Annotated in this window: 17 protein-coding genes; 16 read left to right on the top strand and 1 reads right to left on the bottom strand. The window is 54.1% G+C overall.

Annotation, left to right across the window (positions count from 1 at the left end; all coding sequences use genetic code 11):
• The first annotated feature begins 44 nt into the window (after positions 1–44).
• From asnS to FYJ35_RS08010, 9 genes are all read left to right on the top strand, one after another.
• Positions 45–1,439, top strand: a complete 1,395-nt coding sequence (gene asnS, locus FYJ35_RS08050; RefSeq protein ID WP_154525363.1) for an asparagine--tRNA ligase — start codon at positions 45–47, stop codon at positions 1,437–1,439.
• 36 nt (positions 1,440–1,475) lie between these two features.
• Positions 1,476–2,525, top strand: coding sequence for a class B sortase (gene srtB / locus FYJ35_RS08045; RefSeq protein WP_154525361.1), 1,050 nt, complete (start codon positions 1,476–1,478; stop codon positions 2,523–2,525).
• A gap of 87 nt (positions 2,526–2,612) precedes the next feature.
• Complete coding sequence (locus tag FYJ35_RS08040; RefSeq protein ID WP_154525359.1) at positions 2,613–3,341, top strand: NAD-dependent protein deacylase; 729 nt, start codon at positions 2,613–2,615, stop codon at positions 3,339–3,341.
• A 204-nt stretch (positions 3,342–3,545) separates the two neighbouring features.
• On the top strand, positions 3,546–3,833 hold the full coding sequence (gene rpsF, locus FYJ35_RS08035; protein ID WP_154525357.1) for a 30S ribosomal protein S6: 288 nt from the start codon (positions 3,546–3,548) through the stop codon (positions 3,831–3,833).
• A 21-nt stretch (positions 3,834–3,854) separates the two neighbouring features.
• Positions 3,855–4,349 carry a single-stranded DNA-binding protein gene (locus FYJ35_RS08030; RefSeq protein ID WP_154525355.1) on the top strand — a complete coding sequence of 165 codons (495 nt, stop codon included), beginning with the start codon at positions 3,855–3,857 and terminating at the stop codon, positions 4,347–4,349.
• A gap of 43 nt (positions 4,350–4,392) precedes the next feature.
• On the top strand, positions 4,393–4,650 hold the full coding sequence (gene rpsR / locus FYJ35_RS08025; protein WP_154525353.1) for a 30S ribosomal protein S18: 258 nt from the start codon (positions 4,393–4,395) through the stop codon (positions 4,648–4,650).
• A gap of 241 nt (positions 4,651–4,891) precedes the next feature.
• On the top strand, positions 4,892–9,739 hold the full coding sequence (locus FYJ35_RS08020) for a hypothetical protein (RefSeq protein WP_154525351.1): 4,848 nt from the start codon (positions 4,892–4,894) through the stop codon (positions 9,737–9,739).
• 200 nt (positions 9,740–9,939) lie between these two features.
• Entirely contained in the window at positions 9,940–10,896 is a 957-nt protein-coding gene (fba, locus tag FYJ35_RS08015) for a class II fructose-1,6-bisphosphate aldolase (protein WP_154525349.1), read from the top strand.
• A 163-nt stretch (positions 10,897–11,059) separates the two neighbouring features.
• Complete coding sequence (locus tag FYJ35_RS08010) at positions 11,060–13,420, top strand: hydratase (RefSeq protein WP_154525347.1); 2,361 nt, start codon at positions 11,060–11,062, stop codon at positions 13,418–13,420.
• Between the two features lie 738 nt (positions 13,421–14,158).
• Here FYJ35_RS08010 and FYJ35_RS08005 read toward each other — a convergent pair.
• Positions 14,159–15,103, bottom strand: a complete 945-nt coding sequence (locus tag FYJ35_RS08005) for a pyridoxamine kinase (protein WP_154525345.1) — start codon at positions 15,101–15,103, stop codon at positions 14,159–14,161.
• 281 nt (positions 15,104–15,384) lie between these two features.
• Here FYJ35_RS08005 and trkA point away from each other — a divergent pair, with 281 nt between their 5' ends.
• The 7 genes from trkA (at position 15,385) to FYJ35_RS07970 (ending at position 26,583) form a co-directional block, all read left to right on the top strand.
• Positions 15,385–16,743 carry a Trk system potassium transporter TrkA gene (trkA, locus tag FYJ35_RS08000; RefSeq protein ID WP_154525343.1) on the top strand — a complete coding sequence of 453 codons (1,359 nt, stop codon included), beginning with the start codon at positions 15,385–15,387 and terminating at the stop codon, positions 16,741–16,743.
• Positions 16,744–16,749: 6 nt separating this feature from the next.
• Positions 16,750–18,282: a TrkH family potassium uptake protein gene (locus FYJ35_RS07995; RefSeq protein ID WP_154525341.1), complete on the top strand. Its 1,533-nt coding sequence runs from the start codon at positions 16,750–16,752 to the stop codon at positions 18,280–18,282.
• Positions 18,283–18,301: 19 nt separating this feature from the next.
• Complete coding sequence (locus FYJ35_RS14980) at positions 18,302–21,322, top strand: hypothetical protein (RefSeq protein WP_154525339.1); 3,021 nt, start codon at positions 18,302–18,304, stop codon at positions 21,320–21,322.
• Positions 21,323–21,556: 234 nt separating this feature from the next.
• Complete coding sequence (locus FYJ35_RS07985) at positions 21,557–22,861, top strand: BMP family ABC transporter substrate-binding protein (RefSeq protein ID WP_408634774.1); 1,305 nt, start codon at positions 21,557–21,559, stop codon at positions 22,859–22,861.
• A gap of 132 nt (positions 22,862–22,993) precedes the next feature.
• Entirely contained in the window at positions 22,994–24,493 is a 1,500-nt protein-coding gene (locus tag FYJ35_RS07980) for an ABC transporter ATP-binding protein (RefSeq protein WP_154525435.1), read from the top strand.
• The gene (locus tag FYJ35_RS07975; RefSeq protein WP_154525335.1) at positions 24,490–25,584 is read left to right on the top strand and encodes an ABC transporter permease; all 1,095 of its coding nucleotides are present in this window, start codon (positions 24,490–24,492) and stop codon (positions 25,582–25,584) included. Before FYJ35_RS07980 ends, FYJ35_RS07975 begins: the two co-directional genes overlap by 4 nt.
• Positions 25,585–26,583: an ABC transporter permease gene (locus FYJ35_RS07970; RefSeq protein WP_154525333.1), complete on the top strand. Its 999-nt coding sequence runs from the start codon at positions 25,585–25,587 to the stop codon at positions 26,581–26,583.
• The last annotated feature ends 393 nt before the right edge of the window (positions 26,584–26,976 follow it).

Here is a 26,976-nt window from a genome sequence, read left to right as displayed (position 1 = left end):
CGAGGAAGAGAGCTGCAAGATGATTCTTCCGGAGGAATACATACATGGATGTAAAGTTTACAACAGTCAAGGAGATCTACAAGGACAGAGAAGCCTACATCGGAAAGACGATCACCGTCGGCGGCTGGGTTCGCTCGATCCGCGCATCGAAGACATTCGGATTCCTGGTGCTTCACGACGGAACATTTTTTGAGACGCTTCAGGTTGTATTCGGAGAGAAGCTTTCGAACTTTGCGGATATCTGCAGGTTTAACGTCGGATCTGCTGTCATTGTGACGGGTGAGCTGGTCGCGACGCCGGATGCGAAGCAGCCGTTCGAGATCCAGGCAGCGGAGGTTGTGCTGGAAGGTGCTTCTACACCGGACTATCCGATGCAGAAAAAGAGACATTCCGTTGAATTCATGAGGACGATCCCGCACCTTCGCCCGAGAACCAACCTGTTCCAGGCAACCTTCCGCGTCAGATCGCTTGCGGCTTACGCCATCCATCAGTTTTTCCAGGAGCGCGGCTTTGTCTATGTTCATACCCCGATCATCACGGCATCGGATGCAGAGGGAGCAGGCGAGATGTTCCGTGCAACGACGCTGGATATGGAGAATGTCCCGAAGAACTCGGATGGAAGTGTCGACTATTCGCAGGATTTCTTCGGTCAGTCTACACATCTGACTGTGTCCGGGCAGCTGGACGTAGAGCCATTTGCACAGGCCTTCCGGAATGTCTATACATTCGGACCGACCTTCCGGGCGGAGAACTCCAATACGACCAGACATGCGGCGGAGTTCTGGATGATCGAGCCGGAGATTTCGTTCGCAGATCTCGAGGATGACATGGAGCTGGCAGAGGCGATGCTGAAGTATATCTTCCGCTATGTCCTGGAGAACGCACCGGAGGAGATGAATTTCTTCAACAGCTTTGTGGACAAGGGACTACTAGAGCGGCTGAACCATGTCATGACTTCCGATTTCGGACGCGTGACCTACACGGATGCGGTGAAGATGCTTGAGGAGCATAACGACCAGTTCAGCTACAAGGTATACTGGGGATGCGATCTGCAGACGGAGCATGAGCGGTATCTGACGGAGCAGATATTCAAAAGACCGGTGTTCGTCACGGATTATCCGCGCGAGATCAAGGCGTTCTATATGAAGCTCAACCCTGACAAGAAGACTGTTGCGGCGATGGACTGTCTGGTTCCCGGGATTGGCGAGATTATCGGCGGCTCCCAGCGTGAGGAGAACTATGACATCCTCAAGGCGAGGATTGAGGAACTCGGGATGGATGAGAGCGAGTACTCGAATTATCTCGATATCCGGAAGTACGGGACGACCAGACATGCCGGCTTCGGCCTCGGCTTCGAGCGGCTGGTCATGTATCTGACAGGTGTCGGCAACATCAGAGACGTGCTGCCGTATCCGAGGACAGTCGGAAACCTTCAGTAAAATCAGGGAGACCATGATAAAGGAGGTGGCAGCAGGTTGGGAAGACGCAGCGACCGCAGAGCGTACGATGAACAATACGAAGGAGAGAGGCGCGGAGGCAGCCGCTATCCGGATGAACAATACCCGGAACCGTATCAGGCGGCTCCGGGTACCGGAGCCCGGAAGAAAAGGAAGGGCGGCTTTGGCTCCTTTCTCACCACGCTGCTTCTCGTGATTGCGATCGGGGTATTCGGCTATTCAGCCTATAAGCTGTACGGCTACTGGCGGGAATACCGTGCCGGCGAAAGTGAGTACAGCGATCTGAACAAGAAGTATGTCCAGATTGAGCCCGCACCGGAAACAGCGCCGGACGGCCAGACGAAGGCAGAAGGCGGGAAGACGGGGGAGGGTGTGATCCTGTCCGATGTCCGGGAGCTGGAGACCGAGGCGACCCTGCCTCAGAAGATCGAGGAAGCGAAGAAGGAAGAGGTTGAGGAGAACGGGACGGCGCAGATCCTTCCGGAGATGTACAATCCGGTTGATTTCAGAGAACTTCAGTCGATTAACCCGGAGGTGATCGGCTGGATCCGGGTTGGCGGCGCCGGGATATCGTACCCGGTGGCGCAGACGGACAACAATGATTTTTACCTGCACCATACATTTAAGAAGGAAGCGGTGTTCTCCGGCTGCATTTTCCTGAACTGTGACAATTCGAAGTATTTCACAGACCAGAATACGATCATCTACGGGCATAATATGAAGGATGGCTCGATGTTCGCATCCCTGAGAAAGTTCTGGGAGGAAAAAGACGCGGCGGACAACCCGTATTTCTGGGTGTTCACACCGGACTTCATCTACCAGTACCGGATCTTCTCCAGCTCAATTGTGAGCAAGATCGGGGACCCGTACCGGACAAGGTTTCTGACGGAGGACTTCCAGTCCTTCATCGACACATGCAAGAAGGCATCGGAAGTGAACTGGGGCGACGTTTCTGTCACGACAAAGGACAGGATTGTGACGCTGTCCACCTGCACGGGCGATGACAATACACGCCGGATCGTGCAGGGAAAGCTGCAGCAGGTGTATGTGGCAAAGTACAGGGAATAAACAAAAGGCTGCTGAAGCGAAGGCTTTGGCAGCCTTTTTTGAAGGGGACCGGCAGATAAAGAAATTTTCAGACAGGGAGGCATGAGGATGGATCTTGAAAAGGTACAGAAGCTTCAGGAAATCGTGGATGGAAGCAGCAATATTGTCTTTTTCGGCGGCGCCGGGGTATCGACCGAGAGCGGCATCCCGGACTTTCGAAGTCAGGACGGACTGTATCATATGAAGTACAAGTATCCGCCGGAGACCATCATCAGCCATTCGTTCTTTCAGGCGAATCCGGAGGAGTTTTACCGGTTCTACAAGGATAAGATGCTGGTGCTCGATGCGCAGCCGAACGCAGCGCACAAAAAGCTTGCAAAAATGGAACAGGCCGGGAAGCTGCGTGCGGTGGTCACGCAGAACATCGACGGTCTTCATCAGAAGGCCGGAAGCCAGAACGTATATGAGCTGCATGGCTCCATCATGAGAAATTACTGTACGCGGTGCGGAGCATTCTATGATGCGGAATATGTAAAGAATGCCGATGGGATCCCGAGATGCAGCAAGTGCGGAGGAATCATCAAGCCGGATGTCGTGCTCTATGAGGAAGGTCTTGACGAGCGGATTCTCACGGCATCCATCAGGGCGATCTCGGAAGCGGATGTCTTGATCATCGGCGGAACCTCACTGGTCGTCTATCCGGCAGCGGGACTGATCGATTACTTCAGCGGCAGATGTCTGGTTCTGATCAATAAGGGAGCGACCGGACGGGAGACCAGGGCAGATCTGGTGATCCGGGATCCGATCGGGGAGGTTTTTTCAAGGATTACGGTCTGAGTGCTTTTCCAGTGCCGCAATGAATGCAGTGCAGGCAAGGCTGCTTGAAGGTGAGGCGCTGAAGACAAGGGTTGAAGGCAAGGCTGTAAAAAAGTGGTTGCGCGGGATTGAAAGCCAGCGTATAATACCACAACGTGATGTATCATTTTGCCTTGCTCACCCGCGTGCAAGGGTGGGCCGAGACCATAAGGAGGTGCAAGGAACATGAATAAGTATGAACTGTGCGTTGTTGTCAGCGCAAAGCTCGAAGACGAGGAGAGAACTGCACTGATCGAGAAGATCAAGGAGCAGATCGTCCGTTTCGGCGGAACGGTTTCCGACGTCGATGAATGGGGCAAGAAGAAGCTTGCTTATGAGATTCAGAAGCAGACGGAAGGCTTCTACTACTTCGTACACTTCGAGTCTGAGGCGTCCTGCCCGGCAGAGGTTGTCGACAGGGTCCGTATCATGGACAATGTTCTCAGATATTTATGCGTTAGACAGGATGCATAAATAAAGAAGAGAGGTATTCGTATGAACAGAGTCATCCTCATGGGACGTCTGACAAGAGATCCCGATGTCCGTTATTCAGCTGGTGATCAGTCGATGGCCATTGCAAGGTACACGCTTGCGGTTGACCGAAGGATGCGCAGGGACAACAATGACCCGAATGCGCAGACCGCTGATTTCCCGAGCTGCGTGGCGTTCGGACGCCAGGCGGAATTTGCCGAGAAGTATCTCCGGAAGGGCACGAAGGTTGTGGTGTCAGGGAGACTACAGACTGGAAAGTACACGAACAAGGATGGCCAGACCGTCTATACGACCGATGTCGTGATAGACGACCAGGAGTTCGCAGAAAGCAAGGCGGTGTCTGACAGGAACGCCTCGCAGGCTGCATACCCGGGAGCGCCTTCAGCAGGTGCTCCGGCGCCGGCCTCAGCGGCGCCGGCGATGCCCGCCCCGGCAGGTGCGGATGATGGATTTGCCCAGTTCCCGGAGGGAGTTGACGAGAAGCTCCCGTGGGATTGACCGTTTGATTTGAAGAAGTGAACAGATGGAGGTGTGAACAATTATGCCGTATTCAAAGGATAGAAGCGATTCTCCGAGACGCAGACCGATGCACAGAAGAAAGAAGGTCTGTGTGTTCTGCGGAAAAGAGAACAATGAGATCGATTACAAGGATGTTGCAAAGCTGAAGAAGTACGTTTCCGAGAGTGGAAAGATTCTTCCGAGAAGAATCACCGGAAACTGCGCAAAGCATCAGAGAGCACTGACGGTTGCCATCGAGAGAGCTCGTCAGGTTGCACTGATGCCGTATGTGGCAGAGTAATCCTGATTAAGAAGACTGAATGTTATGAAAAGAAGGAACCGTTCCGGCCGGGATGGTTCCTTTTTTGTGACAGAATCGAAAGAATGGAAAAGTTTACAATCCTTCCGGGGCAGTCTATACTATAAATTAGTGTAGTCTATTTGAACATGCAGTGCCATGAAAAGCATGATGCGCGGGGCATGTCCGCTGGGGAGCGGGGACTGCGAAAAGATGAAAGAACCACGATGAGGGGGACTGTTTTATGAAGATCAGATCACGCAGTCTGATGGCACTCATGCTGTCGGCAGTGATGACATTCCCGGCAGCTCCTGCGGCATCCGCAGCGGAAACACAGGGATCGGTACAAAGTCAGGCACCTGCCGAAACACAGGCACAGCCTGCCCCGGAGACGGCGGCTGAGACACAGCCACAGACAGCAACGGAAACGCAGGCACAGACTGCAGCCGAGGCACAGCCGCAGACAGTGGCTGAAACACAGGCACAGTCTGCTTCAGAGACTCAGACCGCACAGGAGACACAAGCACAATCCACTTCCGAGACGCAGTCAACAGCAGAGACGCAGCCACAGCAGCAGGAAAATACCGATCCGGGTGCCCAGATATCGGAAACGTCAGAAACGTCTGAGCTGCAGTTCGAGACAGAGGCAGAAAAGGACAAAAAGGTAGAAAAGGGGAGCTTCGAGGCAAAGGCGGATGGTGTTTCGCTGAAGCTGACGCTGCCGAAAGGGGAAAAGCTTCCGGCTGATATAAAGCTTACGCTGAAGACATCAGATGCCAAAAGCGGTCAGAAGCAGACGGTGCTTGTCCGGAAGGCCCTCGAAAAGGCACAGCATACGGTCGAAAAAGTCCGTCTTCTGACTATCACAGCCGTTGATAAGGACGGAAAAAACGTCACGCTCCCAAAAGGAACGACCCTCCGCTTTTCATTCGGAAACGGGCTTGACCTTGGAATCGCAGAGAGAAGAGAAGGCGAGGTTCATTTTCTGGCGATGGGGGATCAGGCATCGGATGCCGGTGCATCGCTGAAATTATCGCAGGATCAGACAAAGCTGGTTTCTGCATCCGTCAGCCTCGGCAGCGAAGGAAAGGAAAGCCTGACCTATGCTGCTGCGAGCCTCCAGAACAGGAAAAACAGGGGTGGAAAACTGTCGGCTGGTGACGTGAACGGCTTTGCCGGAGTAGGCGCGTATGCGGCTGTTGCGGAACACTTCGATGGAAAGAAGGATGAAAAAACACAGGTTCTCGCGGGAGACAACGGAAAGGATGACAGGGAAAGGGCGGAGAATCTTAAGAAGGCGCAGAGCCTTCTGGGAGGACTTGCATCTTACTCGGTATCGCTTGCAGATGCGCAGGATTCGGACAGCGTGCGCGTGGTGAACCTGTATGCAGATGATGGCGGCAATGTGAACACAGCGGCTGATGCCGTCACCGACCCGATGTACGGCGTGAAGGCCGAGGATGGGACAATCGATGTCAGCTCCGGCTATGTAGTCGTCAATATCATTGCCAAAAGCACGAATCAGAGCATTCACATCCCGGACTTTGCCGTTACTTATTCGGAGAACGGGAAGGCGCAGGCGGTGACAGCGGATGCGCATCCGGAGCTGGCCCGGCGTCTGATCGTCAACATCGCTGCGGGAAACGGCAAGGATGGGAAGAATTTTGGCCTTGTCTCCTATACAGGGACGGCCGACCGGGGCGGCGCAGTAGGGAGGTATCTGGCACCGGCGGGAACCATCCGGTTTTCAGGCGCACTGACAGGAGCTGTGTATGCGAAAAACGCTGCGGTGGATGGAAAGTTGTCCTATGCTACTGAAGCGGACCAGGCAGGAAAGTCGAAAGAGAGTACAGAAGAGGCTGCTACAAAGAAGGCTTCGGCAGCTCTGATGGAGGAGACAGCGGCGGAAGTCAGCCAGAATGCCGCTGACAAGGACAGCACAGATGACAGCCGGAAGGTATTCTCCGGTACACTGAAAGTGAATGCTTTCAGTCAGAACGCAGAGGATCCACAGAAGCAGGAGCCGCTGGAAGGCATTGTCTTCTCCCTTTATAAAAGGACAGGGAGACAGAATGACGGGCAAAGCGATCAGCTTGTGTACAGCTGGACATCAGGTGAAGAGGCAAAGCAGATCCCGGCAGGCCTTCTGAAGGAAGGCAGAACCTATGTTGTCCGCGAGGAGGCGATGCCGGTTTCCGAGAACAGCACAGGCAATGCTGGCACGGTTGCCTATGCGAAGCTGGCGGAGACGGTGTTCACCGTAACGGCGACAGGCACAGGAACCTCAGCAGGAATTAAGCTTACGGGAAACAATAACGGAGGAACTCTGAAGCTGCTGATGGAAGGTGGCAGCGATTATGAGCTGGATTACATTCATAAATCCAGTCAGACACCTGAGACGCCGCGGAATCTTGTCACCATTGAGTCGAAGGATCCTTCCGGAACAGGTGTACCGGGTTCTCAGGTTACGATTGAAAGGCAAACGTCGGAGACAGATGCGTCCGGAAATGCTCAGTGGGAGCAGGTGGCGGCATTCACCATGCAGGGGAGTGCAGTGTCTTTTGATTTCGGAGGCGGTCTGTCAAAGAATGACAGTTGGCCGAACGAAGGAGATACTGCGGTCTTCCGTATAACCGAACGTGCACCGGCGGGGATGACGTCCCTGGCTTACGGAAATGACAGCAAAGCCCAGAAAACAGAGCAGGCTTCCACAACTCTGACTTTTAAGGTAGGTCAGGAGACGGGGGCAGGGTGGCAGATGACTTCCAGGACGCGTGTATATGCTGATGGAAGTTCGCAGGATGCAGATCCGGGGATCGAAGGGCAGACAGCTGCTTCAGTCACCTTTACAGATGCCTATCTCATGTCTCTGACTTCCAGCCAGGTAAACTACTATTCAAAAGAGAGCGACGAAAAGACGCTTGTCCAGAATCTGGCTGGGGCATCCATAACGGTTCAGGCGGACGGTGAGCCTCTGAAAGCCGGTGCTGATTATCTGGTTTATACGGTAAAGGACGGGAAGGCGGATCAGAAACAGACTGTCTCCGATGGCAGTGAAAGCTTCTCAATGCCGGAAAACTCGGTTCAGCTGGTTCTTCTCAGTGGAAAGGCCGGAGGTGGCAAATCAGTCGGGGTAACCGGAACGTGGGAGAAAGATTCCCACTACCATTTCGTCAAAGTTGGAACCAAGATGCCCGGTGAGGCTTCCGGCGCACTTACAGCACCGTCTGAAGATGCAACGACCGGAACCTATTCCAGCCAGATCCTAACTCTGACGCTGAAGAGTCGTATCCAGGCGGTTGTAAACCTCAGCTCGTTCGACGATGCCGGAAATGCGCATTTGTCGGGGGCATCCGGAATTGTCATGGCAAAGGTTGCGGGGACAGCGGGAGAGATCAAGGCGAATCCAACAGCATTTGTTATGAACGATCCAAATCTGGATGATGAGGTCGTCGGGATGCTTCAGACTGGTCCCAACGAACAGACGACACACATCGTTGGAACACAGAACTGGAATGGCTATGCATTTAATCCGATGAACGGTATCATAACGGGCACAAACCAGGCTGCGGATGGGAGCGGGGTGACGGTTAATGCGAAGCTGGACAGCCAGTCAACTGTCGGAACCATCGTAGTGTACATGGATCTGTACCGGGCTTCCACAGGAAAGCGCCTTCCGGTCACAGTTCAGAAACAGTATCAGGTGCGGGTTTTCATGGATGCGGGAGGAACCCTTCCGTATGGGGATGCCCAGACGCTGACAGTATCGAAGAATAATTCGACGTCCGGGACAAACGGAAGTGCGCGGTTCACCGTTCCGGTCGATGCACTGCATGGGACGACCTATTATGTATATGAGGTCGATGCAGAGGGAAAGCCCATCAAGAACAGTCGTGACATGAAGATTCAGATCCAGGGCGGCGATCGTACCAGTGGAAATGGTGCAGCTGTTACGATGAAGGCGATGGAAGTGGACTCCTACGGCAACGGGACCAAAAGAACTTATGTGGTCACGAACAAGACCATCAGGATCCAGAATCTTTATACCGATTCGTATTACAATTCACACCGAAACGAGTTCATGTCAAACGGAACGTTTGACATCCAGCTGAGGGTGGTCGATGCATCCGGCAATGAACTTCCGGTAGACAACCTGGTGGCGGAATTCAGGGTGCGGACCAGGGACGGGAAGCTGGCACTGAAGAACAACCAGAAGATTACACTCAAAAATACATCTGTCGGAGAACGGAAGAATATCTCCTTCCCTGTTCCGATTGATATCGGGAAGCAGGCGATGGGGGTCACGCTGATGTCGATCAGGACGACAGCAGGTGTGAGCCTTGCGAAGGACTACACGCTGCTCACAGACTACACGCAGCTTACGGACTACACGCAGCTCAAAAATTTGATCAACTTGAACTTCTCGAAGGTTGGGAGCAGAACCGGCGAACGGACATTTACGATCAACGCAGATGCTGAGAATCAGGGACCGGTCGTCTTCGTTTTGAGAAAGAATGACTCGAACGAGAAGGCTTCGCTGACGCTGACAAAGTCGGTGATGTATAAAAAGACGCCGATCAGGGTCAATGCGACCTATTACATCGGGATCTTCGCAGATGCAGCGCACACAAAGCTGCTGTTCAAGAAGGCGATGAGCCTGAAGGATGCCAGCTCGATGTCCGATACACTGAAGGTCAACATCAACTCCCAGAAGGGCAGGACCATCACCCTGTACTTTGCGGAGACGGACAGAAACGGCAAGGTGGTCGAGAGCGGAAAGAAGACCGGTTACAATATCTCGATCAGCTCGCCCCAGGTGACGCTGTCGCGGTCGAATATGAATGCGAGTGTGACCGTTACGAATGAGATTCTGGACGGCTCCAGGGCGGCGGAGCGGCTGACCGATCCGAATTCCGGGTTTGCAGGTGATTCAGCTGCTCTTGCGGATGCGCAGGCGCTTGCCTCCAGTTCGAATCTGAACAGCAGGACTGGTGATGATTCGCCGCTGATGCGCTATGCGCTGCTGCTTGTGATCGCCGGTGCCGGTGTGGCTGCGGGTCTTTATCTTGTTCTTCGCAGACGCAAGGCCTGAGGGCTAAACGCCTGAGGAAAAGGCATCTTTGGTCGTCTGGCCTGGTTCGGCAATCGAACTAACAGGGCTCAGAAGAGAAAAACAGATTCGTGTCTATTGCGAACCGGATTCAAAGCAGGTATAATGCGGGTGGATGCGGGCAGAAAAGCGTCTGCCCGCCCGCAAACAGATTTTATCAACTCAAAAAGGGAGGAAAAATCATGTCATTAGTCACATCTACCGAGATGTTCCAGAAGGCATACAAGGGCGGCTATGCAATTGGCGCTTTCAACATCAACAACATGGAGATTGTCCAGGGAATCACCGAGGCAGCTGCCGAGCTGAATTCTCCGGTCATCCTTCAGGCTTCCCAGGGAGCAAGAAAGTACGCTAACTCCGTCTATCTGGTAAAGCTTGTAGAGGCTGCTCTTGAGATTCATCCGGACCTGCCGGTTGTTCTTCATCTGGATCACGGTGCAGACTTCGAGGTTTGCAAGGACTGCGTAGACAACGGCTTTACTTCTGTCATGATCGATGCTTCCTCCAAGCCGTTCAAGGAGAACATCGAGCTGACAAAGAAGGTTGTTGAGTACGCACACGCTCATGGCGTTGTCGTTGAGGCTGAGCTTGGCACTCTGGCAGGCATCGAGGATGCTGTCGCTGTCAAGGCGGAGGATTCCTCCTACACCAATCCGGACGACGTTGAGGAATTTGTCGGCGAGACCGGTGTTGATTCCCTTGCAATCGCAATCGGAACCAGCCATGGCGCATACAAGTTCAAGCCGGGCACAAAGCCGCAGCTTCGTTTTGATATCCTCGATGAGGTTGTCAAGAGACTGCCGGGCTTCCCGATCGTCCTCCACGGAGCTTCCTCTGTACCGCAGGAGTATGTCAAGATCATCAACGCAAACGGCGGTGCTCTGAAGGATGCCATTGGTGTTCCGGAAGATCAGCTTCGTCAGGCTGCACGCAGCGCTGTCTGCAAGATCAACATCGATTCCGATCTTCGTCTTGGCATGACCGCTGGTATCCGTAAGACCTTTGTTGACGATCCGTCCATCTTCGATCCGCGTCAGTATCTGAAGGTCGGCCGCCAGAACGTCCATGACATCGTTGCACACAAGATCAAGGATGTCCTTGGATCCGATGGCAAGGCTGCTGAGCTGTCCAAGAGATAAGGATCAGGCTGCCTGATGAAGAAGGCCTGAATAACCGGAGGGGGTATCCTCAGGATCTGAGAAGATCCCGGGAATGCCCCTTTTGCTGTATCCGAAGATATGATGTAACCAGCGGCGGATGCCGGAGATCATGGCGTCCTCATGTATGAATACAGGAGAAGATATGGAATTATCTGAGAAGGGTGTATACCTGGTCAATGGAACCGATATCGTGCCGGATACGGAGGAGGCCTCGGCCCGGATACGGCAGATGACCGGAAAGGAACCGGACAGGCAGCAGGCGCGCAGGGAGACGATGGCATGGTCGATTCTTCACAGCCATAACCTGTCCGGGGATGATGAGAAGCTCCAGATCCGCTTCGATAAGATGGCATCTCATGACATCACATACGTGGGCATCATCCAGACAGCGAGGGCATCCGGCCTGGAGCAGTTTCCGATCCCGTATGTCCTGACGAACTGCCACAATTCGCTCTGTGCTGTCGGTGGTACGATCAATGAGGATGACCATATGTTCGGCCTCTCAGCGGCGAAGAAGTACGGCGGCATCTATGTCCCGCCGCATCAGGCCGTCATCCACCAGTTCGCACGCGAGATGCTTGCCGAGTGCGGGGCGATGATCCTGGGCTCTGACTCCCATACCCGCTACGGGGCACTCGGGACGATGGCGATGGGAGAGGGCGGCGGCGAGCTGGTCAAGCAGCTGCTCAGCCAGACCTACGACATCGACATGCCCGGCGTCGTTGCAGTCTATCTGGAGGGAGAGCCGGCAGCCGGGGTCGGACCGCAGGATGTTGCGCTGGCCATCATCGGCGCGGTGTTTGACAAGGGTTATGTCAAGAACAAGGTCATGGAGTTCGTCGGACCCGGCATCGGACGCCTGAGTGAAGACTTCCGAATCGGTGTCGATGTGATGACGACGGAGACAACCTGCCTGAGCTCGATCTGGCGAACAGATGAGAAGACAAAGAACTTCTATGAGATCCACGGCAGGAGATCCGCCTACAGAGAAATGAATCCGGGCAGCCTTGCCTATTACGATGGCTGTATCCGCGTGAACCTGTCTAAAATCCGCCCGATGATCGCGATGCCGTTCCATCCGAGCAATGTCTATGCCATTGAGGATGTGCAGAAGAACCTGAAGGACGTGCTCCACGATGTGGAGGAGCGTGCGAAGGTTTCCTTCGGCGGAAAGATCAGCTATTCGCTTCAGGACAAGATTGTGGACGGGAAGCTCTATGTCGACCAGGGGATCATCGCCGGCTGTGCAGGCGGCGGATTTGAGAATATCTGCGCGGCTGCGGACATTCTCCGTGGCCATTCGATCGGCAACGACGAGTTCACGATGAGCGTTTACCCGGCTTCCATGCCGATTTACATGGAGCTGGTGAAGGATGGCCGCTTTGCTGATCTGATCGAAGCCGGTTGTGTTGTCAAGACAGCGTTCTGTGGACCCTGCTTTGGTGCGGGCGACACCCCTGCAAATGGGGCCTTCTCCATCCGCCATTCGACCCGGAACTTCCCGAATCGGGAAGGCTCGAAGGTGCAGAATGGCCAGATTGCTTCGGTTGCGCTGATGGATGCGCGTTCCATCGCAGCGACGGCGGCAAACAAGGGCTTCCTGACAGCTGCGACAGAGATGGATGTGAAGTACAGCGAGCCGGAGTACCATTTTGACAAGGCAATTTACGAGAATCGTGTGTTCAATGCCTGGGGAAAGGCGGAGCCGGAGAAAGAGCTGGTGTTCGGGCCGAATATCAAGGACTGGCCGGCGATGAGTCCGCTGCCGGAGAATCTTCTCCTGCGTGTTGTGTCCGAGATTCATGATCCGGTGACCACGACCGATGAGCTGATCCCGTCCGGGGAGACAAGCTCTTACCGTTCCAATCCGCTGGGACTTGCGGAGTTCACGCTGTCCCGAAAGGATCCGGCGTATGTGCCGCGGGCAAAGCAGGTGCAGCTGGTGCAGAAGGCAATTGAGTCGGGAGAAGATCCTGCATCCGCGCTTTCCGCAGCAGAGACACAGGATGCGGGCTCGAAGCCGCTTGCGGATTCCTATCAGGACACAGTCAGCCTGATCGCAGAGAAGCTCCCTGGTGTCGTTGAAAGCTTCAAGGACCCGAAGGCGTTCGGTGTCGGTTCGACCATCTTTGCGGTGAAGCCGGGAGACGGGTCTGCGAGAGAACAGGCTGCTTCCTGCCAGAAGGTGCTCGGCGGCTGGGCGAACATTGCATTTTCGTATGCGACAAAGCGTTATCGCTCGAACCTGATCAACTGGGGCATGCTTCCGCTTGTGATCGGGGAGGGCGATCTCCCGTTTGCAAATGGAGACTGGGTCTTCCTTCCGGATATTCGGGCGGCTGTCGCCGAGAAGCGCGACCGTATCATGGGCTTTGTCGTGAAGAACGGCGCCATGAAAGAGTTCTATATGACACTGGGTGAGCTGACCGACCATGAGCGTGAAATCATCATGGACGGCTGCCTGATCAACTACAACCGGAAGCTGCATGAGCGCCAGGCTTGAGCGGCGTTTCAGTGTGATGCGGCAGGATGGGTACCTGGCTGAACTGTCTGGATTGTATAAATTATATATACAATAATAATATGAAACAATTATAATACAAAAATATTAAAAATATAATCAAATCGTATTGACAATACAAGTGCCCTTTGCTAGTATGTAGTTACACAAAGAACATCGGTTGAAAGTCAGAGGAAACAGAAGAATCCATAACCGATGGGTCTGATCGCAGAAAGGAGGGCTGGACCGATGGAAATCGACAGTGGAACACCGTACAGTTCAGTTCAATATAACAGAGGCAGAGTGACAGGTCCCTGCGAAAAAGATTTCTGATGATCGGTTTTCTGGAATCGCAGTATAGAGCGAGAATCGGAGAAGAAAAGTAGAGAACCGACAGAAGCGCCTTTCACTTGTTATATTGAAAGCAAGCTGCCGGATAAGATTCTATCGTTAAGAATTCTTGCAGTAGAAAGTTGGGAAGATGATTTTCAGAATCCGTTCCTGACGAGAAAGGGAACGAAGATCGATATCAATTATTTATTTTATGCGATGGTGCTGTAGAGCACAGCATCTTGAGTCATAGAAGAGCAGGGAAGAATCCTCCGATTCGTATGTGAGAAAGATCACAACTGAATAGCTACTCGAAGTGTAAATCGTTCAAGTCAATCGTTCCGGAGCCGGTGAGATGAGTCACCGGCTCCTTCTTTATAATGGCGGCTTATAAAACCGTTATTCTGCGTCTCAAGGGGAAGGAGATGGCTGTGGCGAAGCGGAGAGCTGATCTGCCTGCCGGATCAAAGCCGGGAGTGTTGCCTCGAATTCGACTCCGTAGCTGTCCGGTCTGCCGGATGCCTGCGTCACACGGATTGTTTCCCGGACATAGTCGACCGCAAGCCGAAGGGCTTTTTTCAGCGGAAGCCCCCTTGTCAGGGTACCGGCGACAACGGAGGTGAATAGATCTCCCGTGCCGTGATAGTTCCCCGGAATGCGGTCTGTAAAACAGGAGACAACCTCCCCGGTTCTGCTGTTTCTTGCCATGGCACCTGTCTGACCATCTTTGAGGGAGACCCCGGTCAGCACAGCCCACTCCGGACCAAGCGCACACAGTGCTTTCAGCAGATCGAGAATATAATCCTTCTCATATCTTTCCAGGTAGGGAAGACCTGTCAGGTAATGCGCCTCTGTCAGGTTGGGCAGAATGATGTCCGCACAGCCGCAGAAGGCAGCATATTGTTTCGCAAAGGCTTCGTCGAAACCGGTATAGAGCTTTCCATAATCCGCCATGACAGGATCGATGATGACGAGCGGATTCTGAGTGCCCTGGAATTTCCGGATGATATCCTGAACAATCTCCATCTGTCTCACAGACCCCAGATAACCGGAATAGATGGTGTCGAATGAGAATCCCAGTCTTTTCCAGTGGTCGGTGACGGGAACCATCTGGTCTGTCAGGTCCAGAAAGGTGAAGCCGTCAAACAGGGTATGCGTGGAGAGCAGTGCGGTCGGAAGAACGGCCGTCTCGATACCCAGCGACGAGATGACCGGGAGCGCAATGGTGAGGGAACATTTCCCGATACAGGATATGTCCTGTATTGTCAGAAGCCGTTTGCCGGAAGGAATCCCGGGTTTCGTCTGATCCTTATCTTCTGTCTCGTTTCTCAGATCCAGTTGATCCGGATGATGCATCGTTCATATCCTCCTTTTTCCGTTAGTCTAGCATCAGCGCACAGGACATACAACCAGGATGCAGTGTCCGATGATGCATCGTCCGTTTACGCTGTTTCCCTCCGATTGCCACCCACCGGCAATCGTGGTATAGTTACTGTGCATTTTTGTCTTCTGTACAGGCGGCCGGGATGGCACCTGCAGACAGCCTGCATCGGGCTTCAGTGCAGGATACAGAAAAACGGAAGAACTACTGAGGCGCAACGGGGAAATCGGAATCTGAACAGATTCCAGCGGACGATATGAATATCATAGTTGTAGGGTGCGGGAAGGTCGGAGCGAAGCTCTGTGCCGATCTGTGCCGGGAAGGGCATGATGTCACAGTCGTGGACAAGAGCGATTCTGTCGTGAATCAGATCTGCGACCGGTTTGATGTCATGGGTTTTTCAGGAAATGGAGCAAGCTACCAGGTTCTGCAGGAAGCGGGCATTGTACATGCCGATCTGGTGATCGCGGTGACAGGCGTGGATGAGGTGAACCTTCTTGTCTGCCTGATTGCACGAAAGGCGGGACATTGCCAGACCATCGCAAGGGTTCAGAACCCGGAGTATAACCAGGAGGCCGGGTTCCTGAAGGAAGAGCTGGGGCTGGCGCTGGTCATCAATCAGGAATTTACCTCGGCGCAGGAGGTGGCGCGGGTTCTGAAGTTCCCGAGCGCGATCGAGATCAACACCTTTGCCAAAGGAAAGGCAGAGCTGCTTCATTTCCGGATCCCGAAGGATTCCGTGCTGGATGGAATGAATCTGAACGAGCTTCACGAACGGCTCAAATGCCATGTGCTCGTATGCACGCGGGAGCGTGACAACGAGATGGTCATTCCGCAGGGAAACACGGTACTGAGGTCGGGGGATGTTATCTCAATTGTAGCTCCCGGGGATGAGCAGACAGAGTTTTTCAGGAGAATCGGACTCAATACCCATGCGGTCAGAAATGTGATGATCGCCGGGGGAGGGGATATCGCGTATTATCTGTCCCGGATTCTGATCCGCTCCGGGATTCAGGTCAAGATCATAGAGAAGGAACTTTCGCGCTGCGAGCAGCTTGCGGATCTGCTTCCGAAGGCGACCATCATTCACGGCGACGCCTCGGACAAGGAGCTTCTGGTCGAGGAGGGAATCGCCCGGACGGAAGGCTTTGTCGCACTGACCGGAATTGATGAGGAGAATGTCATCCTGTCGCTGTTCGCCCGGTCGATGGGCATTCGGAAAATCGTCACAAAGGTCGACAGAAGTGCATTCGCGGAGGTGTTTGACCAGCTGGATCTGGACACGATGATTGCTCCGAAGAACATTACGGCGGAGCACATCGTGACTTATGTCCGGGCGATGCAGAATTCTTTTGGAAGCAACATCGAGACGCTTCACCGGATGATGGATGACCAGGCAGAGGCACTGGAGTTTCTGATCAGGGATTCATTTGCTCACAAGAATATCCCGCTCAGGGATATGAAGTTCCGGCAGGGGGCGCTGGTCGCCTGCATTTCCAGAAAGGGAAAGGTGATTCTTCCGAGGGGCGATGACCGGATCGAGGTGGGCGATACGGCAGTGGTCATCACTTCCCTCAAGGGGGTCAGTGATATCGATGATATTTTTGAAAAGTGATATCCCATGAATTATGCAATGATATTCCGGATTCTGGGGTGGATGCTGGTCTTTGAGGCCGGGTTTATGGCGCCCTCCGCCATCGTGGCGGCGATCTACCGGGAGGCCAGCGTGATTTGGCTGCTTGTCTCGATGGGGATTGTAACGGCGGCGGGACTCCTTCTGGGAGCCGTTTCCAGACCGTGTCACCACAGGATCTATGCGCGGGAGGGAGCTGTCATCTGCGCGCTGATCTGGTTTCTGTACAGCATCTTCGGGGCGCTTCCGTTCAAGCTGTCCGGCCATATTCCGGATATGTTTGATGCTGTGTTCGAGACGGCATCCGGCTTTACGACAACCGGCGCCTCTATCCTGTCAGATGTCGAGGCGCTTCCGCACTGGCTGCTGTTCTGGCGTTCCTTCACGCACTGGGTAGGCGGAATGGGCATTCTGGTCTTTGTCATGGCCATTATTCCGCTCGCATCCGGGGGAAGTGCGATGTACCTGATGAAGGCGGAAAGTCCGGGCCCTAGCGTCAAGAAGATGGTGCCGAAGGCGAGTCAGACAGCCGGTCTTCTTTACAAGATGTACATTTTCCTGACAGTCCTGCAGCTTCTGTTTCTGGTGCTCGGGCGGATGCCGCTGTTTGACGCGCTCTGCATTACCTTCGGGACAGCCGGAACGGGCGGGTTCTCAGTCCTGAATTCGGGCTGTGCAACATATACGATCTTCCAGCAGGTTGTGATCACGGTCTTCATGATCCTGTTCGGGACAAATTTCAGTGTGTTCTACCTGATCATGATGGGCAGAATCCGGGAAGTGCCGAAGGTGTCGGAGGCGATGACCTACTATGGAATCATCGGGGCAGCCGTTGCTCTGATGACGATCAATATACGGGGATCCTATACAAGCATCGGGCTGGCGATCAAGGATGCGGCCTTTCAGGTCGGATCCATCATCACGACAACCGGTTTTTCAACCACGGATTTTAACATCTGGCCTGCCTTCTCCAAATGGATTCTGATACTTCTGATGTTTGTCGGCGCCTGCGCCGGAAGCACGGGAGGCGGCATCAAGGTATCCCGAATCCAGGTGGTGTTCAAGGCGATCATGAAAGAGCTGGACAGCGTCATTCATCCGAATGATGTCCGCAAGATCCGTTATGACGGAAAGGTGCTGGATCACGCAGTACTGAGAGGCATCAATGTCTTTATTACAGCATACTTCGTGGTGTTCGGGCTTTCGGTTCTGTTGGTTTCAGTCGACAACTTCGGACTTGAGACGAATTTTTCCGCGGTGGCGGCGACATTGAACAATATCGGCCCGGGGCTTGGAGGAGTTGGACCGGCTTCAAACTTCAGCGGGTATGGCGCATTTTCCACCTGTGTGCTGATTTTTGATATGATTGCCGGAAGACTGGAGATCCTTCCTGTACTGATCCTCCTTTCTCCCCATACATGGGCGGAGGGTTCTGTTCTGAGAGGAAAGCATGTCAGAAGGAGCCGGGAAGCGGAAAACGATCTGATGATGAGCGGAAGCCTTGAAATGGAACTTGGCTGATGCCAGTGAGGTGACAGAAGTGGATAAAAAAGAGTACCAGGAGAAACTGAGTGAGATCAACCGGCTGATTGCCGTTGAGGATTACAATTCTGCGGCGCAGGTGGCGGATTCGATCGATTGGAAGAGAGTCCGGAATGTCCAGACGCTTCTGATGATCAGCGAGGTCTATGAGGCGGTGAACCGCTATGATATGAGCAAGAATCTTCTGCTCAGGGCATATCGCAGGAGCCCCCTTGGCCGGACAGTTCTGTATAGGCTGGTGGAGTGTACCATTGCTCTGGGACAGTTTGATGAGGCGATCGAGTATTATTCCGAGTTTGTTCAGGCGGCGCCGAGGGACAACAACAAGTATATCCTGAAGTACAAAATCTACAGGGGCAGGGGATCGTCACTGGACGAGCAGATCAATATTCTGAAGGAATACCTGGCACAGGAAAAGGACAGCGAGCGCTGGTCCTACGAGCTGGCGAAGCTCTACAAGGAGGCCGGAAGGACGCAGGAATGTATCAACACCTGTGACGATCTGGTGCTCTGGTACCAGAGTGGTAAATATGTAATCAAGGCGCTGGAGCTGAAAAAGAAGATCGCGCCGCTCACCCCAAGGCAGCAGGAGATTTATGACAGCCGCTTTGATGAAGTGGCCCAGGATGATGATCAGGACGAGGAGTCCGAGGCTTCCTATCTGCAGCAGGCGAGGGCAGAGCGTGCAACGATCCAGCAGGATGCGATCAAGTCGGAGCTTGCGGAGGATATCTCGAGGGCAGCACGGGCAAAACAGCAGGCGGAGGCTGAGACAGCCCGGCGGGAAGAAGAGCAGCCGCTCGGTCAGCCCGCTGCACAGGAAACTGCAGGGGGCCCGCAGCAGATGCAACCAGTCGGGCAGTCAGATGAACAGTCCGCAGGCCAGCCTGTTGAGCAGCCAGCCGGTCAGCCGGTTGGACAGACAGATGAACAGTCAGCCGGTCAGCCCAGTGAACAGCCGGCTGCGCAGGCGGCGGCTTCCGCACAGGCGGATCATACAGAGATGCTGCAGCGGAAGGCAGAGGACGCTATGCGGCCGGAGACGGCTTTCTCACAGACATCTTCTGCGGACAGTGACAGTGCGCAGCCTGCTGCAGATCAGCTGTCAGGGCCGGTTGATGAAGGCGTTCATTACGATGAGAAAAATCTGAAGCAGAATCTGTCAGAGAGCATGAAAAAAATCATATCCGGCATCGGACCGAGAGATGTGGTCGATGAGGAGGAGCAGCAGCTTGACCGTGCGATCGAAGAGTCGAAGGAAGATCAGGAGGAGGCTGTCGTATCCAGAGGGCTGGGGATGTCCCTTGGGATCAATCAGCCGGAGGAAAAGAAAGCAGAGGCGCCGAAGCTGACGATTGACGACATCCTTCTGTCCATGGAGGACAAGGGGGATGCCGTCCGCAGAGTGATCTCGGAGGGAAAAGATATGGATCACGTCACCATGCAGCCGCAGGAAGCAGATGGTGCGCTGTCTGAAAATCGCACTGATGCTGCAGAAGGAGAAGACACAGAGGGATATCAGACTGCCGATGCGGCAGCACAGCCGTCGGCAGATGCGGCAGTTCAGCCGTCAGCAGATGCAGCAGCACAGCCATCGGCAGATGCGGCAGTTCAGCCGTCAGCGGATGCAGCAGCGCAGCCGTCAGCACCCGAAGAAGCACAGAAGCCGACAGATACAACTGTGCAGCCGTCAGCAGGCACCGCGAGACAGCCGTCAGCATCCGAGGAAGCACCGCAGGCAGCAGATGCATCAGCGCAGCCGTCAGCCGATGCAGCCGTGCATTCATCAGCAGGCGCAGAAGCAGCGCAGCCGTCAGCAGGTACCGCAGGAGAACAGGCGGCATCTTTCCGCCCGGAGGACTGGAAGAACAGACCGGTAGAGGATATCCTGGATGCAAAGACAAGGGTTCTTCCGACAGCGGAAATCGCAAAGCTTCACGAACAGTTCCGACAGAGAGAGCTGAAGGCAAAGACGGCCGGCGAGAGAGTTGCGGAGCAAATTGCATCGGAGGCTGAAGCGCAGGCCAAGAAAGAGGATGCAGGAAAAACAGCGGCATCGCAGGGACAGCCGGAAGATGGGATTCAGCCTTTTGGGCAGGCAGCCGCAGCCCGCGCGGAAGCATCAAGGCAGAAACAGGAGAGGCAGCCGGCAGATGAGCAGCCGCATGCTGCCTCAGAGAAAGAGACTGTCCAGCGGACGTCTGAGCAGTCCATGCGCGAGGTCCTTCCGCAGACGGATGTCAGAGAACCGCAGGTGACAGCCGGCAGATCCTACCTGAAGCCTTATCAGAGAGAGCTGTTCTCGGGATTCCTCGGGATCGGAAATCTGGAGGAACAGATTGCAAAAGCAATCGAGCAGGCAGAGAGCCGGAATGGAGACCGTACATCCCGCACAGGCAATGTCCTGATTCTGGGCGGGCATGGCTGTGGAAAAACGACGATCGCGACGGGCATCGCAAAGGCTGTCGCGGAGGACATGGGGACGCATTCGGTCAAGATGGCGCGGATTTACGCGGCTGACCTGAACCGCAAGGACATTGCGGCAACGATCGCAAAGATTGCGGGAGGGGTCCTGATTGTCGAGGAGGCCGGAGATCTGGAAGACAGCATCGTCGATCAGCTGACAACGGCGATGGAATTCCGGACAGACGGGATGATCATGATTCTGGAGGATGAACAGCGGTATATTCATGACCTCCTGATGCGCCATCCGCGCTTTACGATGAAGTTCACGGCGCAGATCTACATCCCGACGTTCAGCAGCCAGGATCTGGTGAACTTCGGTCAGCTTTATGCGGAGAGCCAGGACTGCACGCTCTCGGAAGACGCAAGGGAAGCGCTCAGGGCAAGGCTGGATGCAGCGGCCAAGTCGGGCGAACAGGTATCGATCACCAATGTCGTGGAGCTGACAAGCCGTGCGATCCGGAATTCGCAGAAATTCTTCCGCAGGATTCAGTCTGCGAAGAAGCGCTACGACGAACAGAACAGGGTGATCCTGAAAGCAAAGGATCTGCGGTAACATCGATATAATTCCGTAATAATTACGGAACCCGGCAAACGATCCGAAACCATTCCGATTTAGGCATTCAGACAGAAAATGTTGGGATATTGGAGCGGTATTCTAACATTTTGTCAGCTTATATAAAAATATTTTGAATTCATGGTAATATCGTTCATTGACACTGACAAAACGCGCTGTTATACTCTAGCTAGTTCCTTATTAATTTTGCGTTTTTGCTGACGCCAGGAGGTAGTGAGGATGAAAAAACAGATTGCTGTGTTTCTGAGTTTGGCAATGGCTGCAACAGCCTGCAGCCCGGCATTTGCGGGGGAGACTGAAGCCCAGACGGAAGGTCAGGCAAGCGGTGGCGCTTTCATTGCGGGAGCTGAGACGGAGGCGGATGTGACGATTCCGTCCGATATGAAGTTCGGCTTCATTTTCCTTCACGATGAGAATTCAACCTACGACCTGAATTTCATCAACGGAGCGAAGGAAGCGGCAAAGGAACTCGGTCTTTCAGATGACCAGATTATCCTGAAGACCAATGTCCCGGAAGGCCAGGAGTGCTACGAGACGGCTGCAGACCTTGCAGACCAGGGATGCGCGGCAGTCTTTGCGGATAGTTTCGGACATGAGGATTACATGATCCAGGCAGCCCAGGAGTACCCGGATGTCCAGTTCTGCCATGCAACCGGAACGAAGGCGCACACCGAAGGACTGAGCAACTACCACAACGCGTTCGCTGCCATCTATGAGGGCCGCTATCTGGCCGGCGTCGCAGCGGGCATGAAGCTCAACGAGATGATCAAGGACGGCAAGATTACCGAGGACAAGGCGAAGATCGGCTATGTCGGCGCCTTCACCTACGCAGAGGTTATCTCCGGATTCACCTCCTTCTTCCTTGGCGCAAGATCTCAGTGTCCGAGTGCAACGATGGAGGTTACCTTCACCGGATCCTGGTATGATGAGACGGCTGAGAAGGAAGGCGCAAAGAACCTGATCAACGACGGCTGCGTGCTCATTTCCCAGCATGCAGATTCCATGGGTGCTCCTACAGCCTGCGAGGAAGCAGGGGTTCCGGATGTCTCCTACAACGGGTCCACGCAGGATGCATGCCCGAACACCTATCTGATTTCCTCCAGAATTGACTGGGCTCCGTACATGAAGTTTATGATGCAGTCCGTTGCAGAGGGCAAGGAGATCCCGGCTGACTGGACAGGAACACTTGCAAGCGGCTCTGTCAAGCTGACAGATCTCAACACGAGTGTCGCTGCAGAGGGAACACAGGAGAAGCTTGACGAGGTTACCAAGGAACTTGAGGCAGGTACCGTTCATGTATTTGACACCTCCGCCTTCACGTTCAAGGGGGCAGCGCTTGACGACAGCTATCTGGCAGATGTAGATACCGATGACAACTACACGCCGGATACCAAGGTCGTGTCGGATGGATATTTCCATGAGTCTGAATACAGAAGTGCTCCGTACTTCGATCTGGTTGACGCGGACAACGCAGCCGGCATTGATGGCATCAAGCTTCTGGATACCAACTTTGGCTGATGACACATTGAATACCAGGCAGAGAGATCGTCTCTGACAATTAAGAGGAGGGCAGTACGGGAGCAAGACCTGTGCTGCCTTCTTCAGTGAAGGGAAGGTGCGACAGTGGATAACAAACAGCCCGCCGTCAGCATGCGCGGCATTACCAAGACATTCGGAAAGGTAGTTGCAAACGATCACGTGTCGATCGACATCTACAAGGGGGAGATTCTCTCTCTTCTGGGAGAGAACGGAAGCGGAAAGACAACGCTGATGAACATGCTTTCCGGTATCTACTACCCGGATTCCGGCCATATCTACATCAACGGCAGGGAGGAGTTTATCCACTCTCCGAAGGACGCTCTGGATCTGGGAATCGGCATGGTTCATCAGCACTTCAAGCTCGTGGACGTCATGACGGCGACTGAGAACATCATCCTCGGGCTGAATGAAGGAAAATTCGACCTGAAGGCGGCCTCGAAGCGGATTTCCGAGATCTGCGACAGGTACGGCTTTGAGCTGGATCCGAATCAGAAGATCTATGATATGTCTGTCTCACAGAAACAGACGGTTGAGATCGTGAAGATGCTGTACCGCAAGGCGGATATCCTCATCCTGGATGAGCCGACAGCCGTTCTGACGCCCCAGGAGACGGAGCGCCTCTTCGATGTTCTTCGGAACATGAAGAAGGATGGAAAAGCGATCATCATCATCACGCACAAGCTGAATGAGGTGCTGGAGATCTCCGACTGGGTGGATATCCTGAACAAGGGGAAGTTCATCGGCAACCTGAAGACCTCGGAGACCAACACGCAGGAGATGACCGATATGATGGTCGGCCATGCCGTGAAGCTGGATATCGAGCGTCCGGAGCCGCAGGATGCAAAGCCGAGGATTGTCGTGAAGGGACTGACGGTCAGCAGCGTGGACGGCATCCGGAAGCTGGATGACGTCTCCTTCGATATCCGCTCGGGAGAAATACTGGGAATTGCGGGGATTTCCGGGAGCGGTCAGAGGGAACTTCTGGAGGCGATTGCAGGTCTTCAGAAGATCGATTCCGGCGAGATCACCTACATCGATGACAATGGCAAAAAGAGAAGTCTTGTAGGGGAGGATCCCGAGGCCATCGCCGAGATGGGCGTCGCTCTGTCATTCGTTCCGGAGGACCGGCTCGGTATGGGGCTGGTCGGGAACATGGATCTGACAGATAACATGATGCTGCGTTCCTTCCGGAAGGGCAAGGGTCCGTTCACGAACCGGAAGATTCCGCAGAATCTGGCGAAGGAGGTCGTCGAGGAGCTTTCCGTCGACACGCCCGGCCTTTCCACACCGGTCAGAAGACTTTCGGGCGGCAACGTCCAGAAGGTGCTTGTCGGGCGCGAGATCGCATCCAATCCGACCGTTCTCCTGACAGCTTATGCGGTGCGGGGACTGGACATCAACTCGTCGTATGTGATTTACGACCTGATGAATAAACAGAAGGAAAAGGGAGTCGCGGTCGTCTATGTCGGCGAGGACCTGGATGTGCTTTTGGAACTGGCGGACCGCATTCTTGTCCTGTGCGGAGGAAAGGTGTCCGGCATTTTGGATGGGAAGAAGGCAAACAAGAATGAAGTCGGCCTGCTGATGACTTCGCTGGGAGGCGCATCATGAAGAATAAGACGAAAAACGGTACGGGACTTCATATCGTAAAGAGATCTGCGATCACCTGGTACAAGGCGATGGCGATCAGAGCGCTTGCGCTTTTGTGTGCCATCCTTGTATGTGCGGTTGTCACCTGGGCATTGACAAGGGAAAGCCCATTCGACGTCATGGTGACCATCTTCGGCGGAAGCTTTGCCTCGCAGAGACGGTTCTGGGTTATGATGCAGGATCTTTCCGTCCTTCTTCTGATCTCCCTGGCGATGGCGCCGGCGTTTCGAATGAAGTTCTGGAACATCGGGGGCGAGGGACAGGTCATGATCGGCTGCCTCGCAACGGCTGCCTGTATGATCACGCTTGGAAGCCGTCTGCCGAATGGACTGGTGATTCTGCTCAGTCTTGTCTCAGCGGTCATTGCCGGAGGCATCTGGGGGCTGATCCCGGCGGTCTGCAAGGCGAAGTGGAACACCAATGAAACTCTGTTCACCCTGATGATGAATTATGTTGCGATTCAGCTCTGCGCATACTTTATCATCCTCTGGGAGAAACCGAAGGGCTCCGGAAAGGTCGGCATCATCAATCAGTCCAGTCACGCCGGCTGGCTGCCGGTCATCGGGCGGTACAAGTACCTGCTGACTGTCATTGTCGCGGCGGCGGTGACCGTCTTTATCTTCGGCTATATGAAGTACAGCAAGCATGGCTATGAGCTGGCGGTTGTCGGAGAGAGCCAAAATACGGCAAGATATGTCGGTATCCGGGTTGGAAGAGTCATCGTTCGGACGATGCTGCTGTCTGGCGCCATCTGCGGACTGACCGGTTTCATGCTTGTCGCTGGATCGGACCACACCATCACGACAACCCTTGCAAACGGGCGGGGCTTTACAGCTGTCCTGGTTGCGTGGATGGCAAAGTTCAATCCATTTGGCATGATCTTCACGAGTTTCCTGATTACGTTCATGTCCAAGGGGGCCGGCGAGGTGGCGACGAACTTTAACCTCAACGAGTCATTCTCGGATATCCTGACGAGCATCATCATCTTTTTCCTGATTGGATGTGAGTTCTTCATCCAGTACCGAATTGTCCGGAAGAAGGAGGCGAAATAAATGTTTAACTTTGTAGCGTTTATTCCAAGTGCGGTCAAACAGAGTATTCCGCTTCTGCTCGGCAGTACGGGCGAAACTCTCACCGAGAAATCCGGAAACCTGAACCTTGGCATCCCGGGCATCATGTACGTCGGTGCCATCTCGGGTGTCATCGGTTCTTTCTTCTATGAGAACCACCTGACGGCAGTGAATGCATCCATCAATCCGTTCCTTGGAATCGCGATTCCGATTCTCTGTTCGCTCCTGGGGTCTCTCCTGATGGGACTGCTCTACTGCTTCCTGACGGTCAACCTGAGGGCAAACCAGAACGTGACCGGTCTTGCAATGACAACTTTCGGTGTCGGATTCGGAAACTTCTTCGGCGGATCGCTGATCAAGCTGACGGGGTCGGACGTCCCGTCCATTTCACTTCGGGCGACCTCCGGGTGCTTCCAGAAGACGCTTCCGTTTGCAGATAAGACGGGAGTGATCGGAAAGCTGCTGTTCTCATACGGCTTCCTGGCATACACGGCGATCATCATCGCAATCCTGGCCGCGCTGTTTCTGAGAAAGACAAGGCTCGGTCTCCAGCTGCGGGCGGTCGGAGAGAATCCGGGCACGGCGGACGCGGCCGGGATCAATGTCTCGAAGTACAAATACATCGCGACCTGCGTCGGATCCATGATTGCAGGACTCGGCGGCCTGTACTACGTCATGGACTATGCATCCGGTGTCTGGTCGAACAACGCCTTCGGCGACAGGGGCTGGCTTGCCATCGCGCTTGTCATCTTCACGGTCTGGAGACCGGACCTGAGCATCTTTGCATCCATCCTGTTCGGCGGCCTGTACATTCTGTATCTTTACATTCCGACCGGAACAAACATGGCCATCAAGGAGATCTACAAGACGTTTCCATATCTTGTCACGATTGCGGTGCTCATCATCATGAGCATGCTGAACAAGAAGGAGAACCAGCCGCCGGCAGCACTGGGCTTGCCGTACTTCAGGGAAGACCGCTGAGACGGAAGAATCAAAGACAGTAGCAACAAAGACAGCTTAAACAGACTGAAGACCAGTATGCTGAAAGCTGATACGCTGAATGACAGCAGACAGACGGGCATCGGAAAATCGGGAGGACCCTTTTCCGGTGCCCGTACGCATATATACCGTGGTTATGCTGCTCCGCAGCCCTCCGCTACGCTGCTGGCAGATGGATGAAGCGCTGCAGGAACAGGGAAGGATCCCGCGCAGGCAGGTTTGCCCGGAAATGGGGCCTTCGTTGACTTATGTTTGTGCAAATCATATAATTATTAGCAGGCTGACGGTGGCTCTTTTAAGTGGGTTGCTGAAAGAACCGGATGCTGTAGAAAAGCTGCGAAAAAGTGCGGGAAAGGATGGGTGGCACCATTGAGC

This window comes from Porcincola intestinalis (genome assembly GCF_009696445.1).
Classification (GTDB): domain Bacteria; phylum Bacillota; class Clostridia; order Lachnospirales; family Lachnospiraceae; genus Porcincola; species Porcincola intestinalis.
The sequence above is the reverse complement of the archived record's forward strand: the minus strand, read 5'-3'. Positions and strand labels throughout refer to the sequence as shown.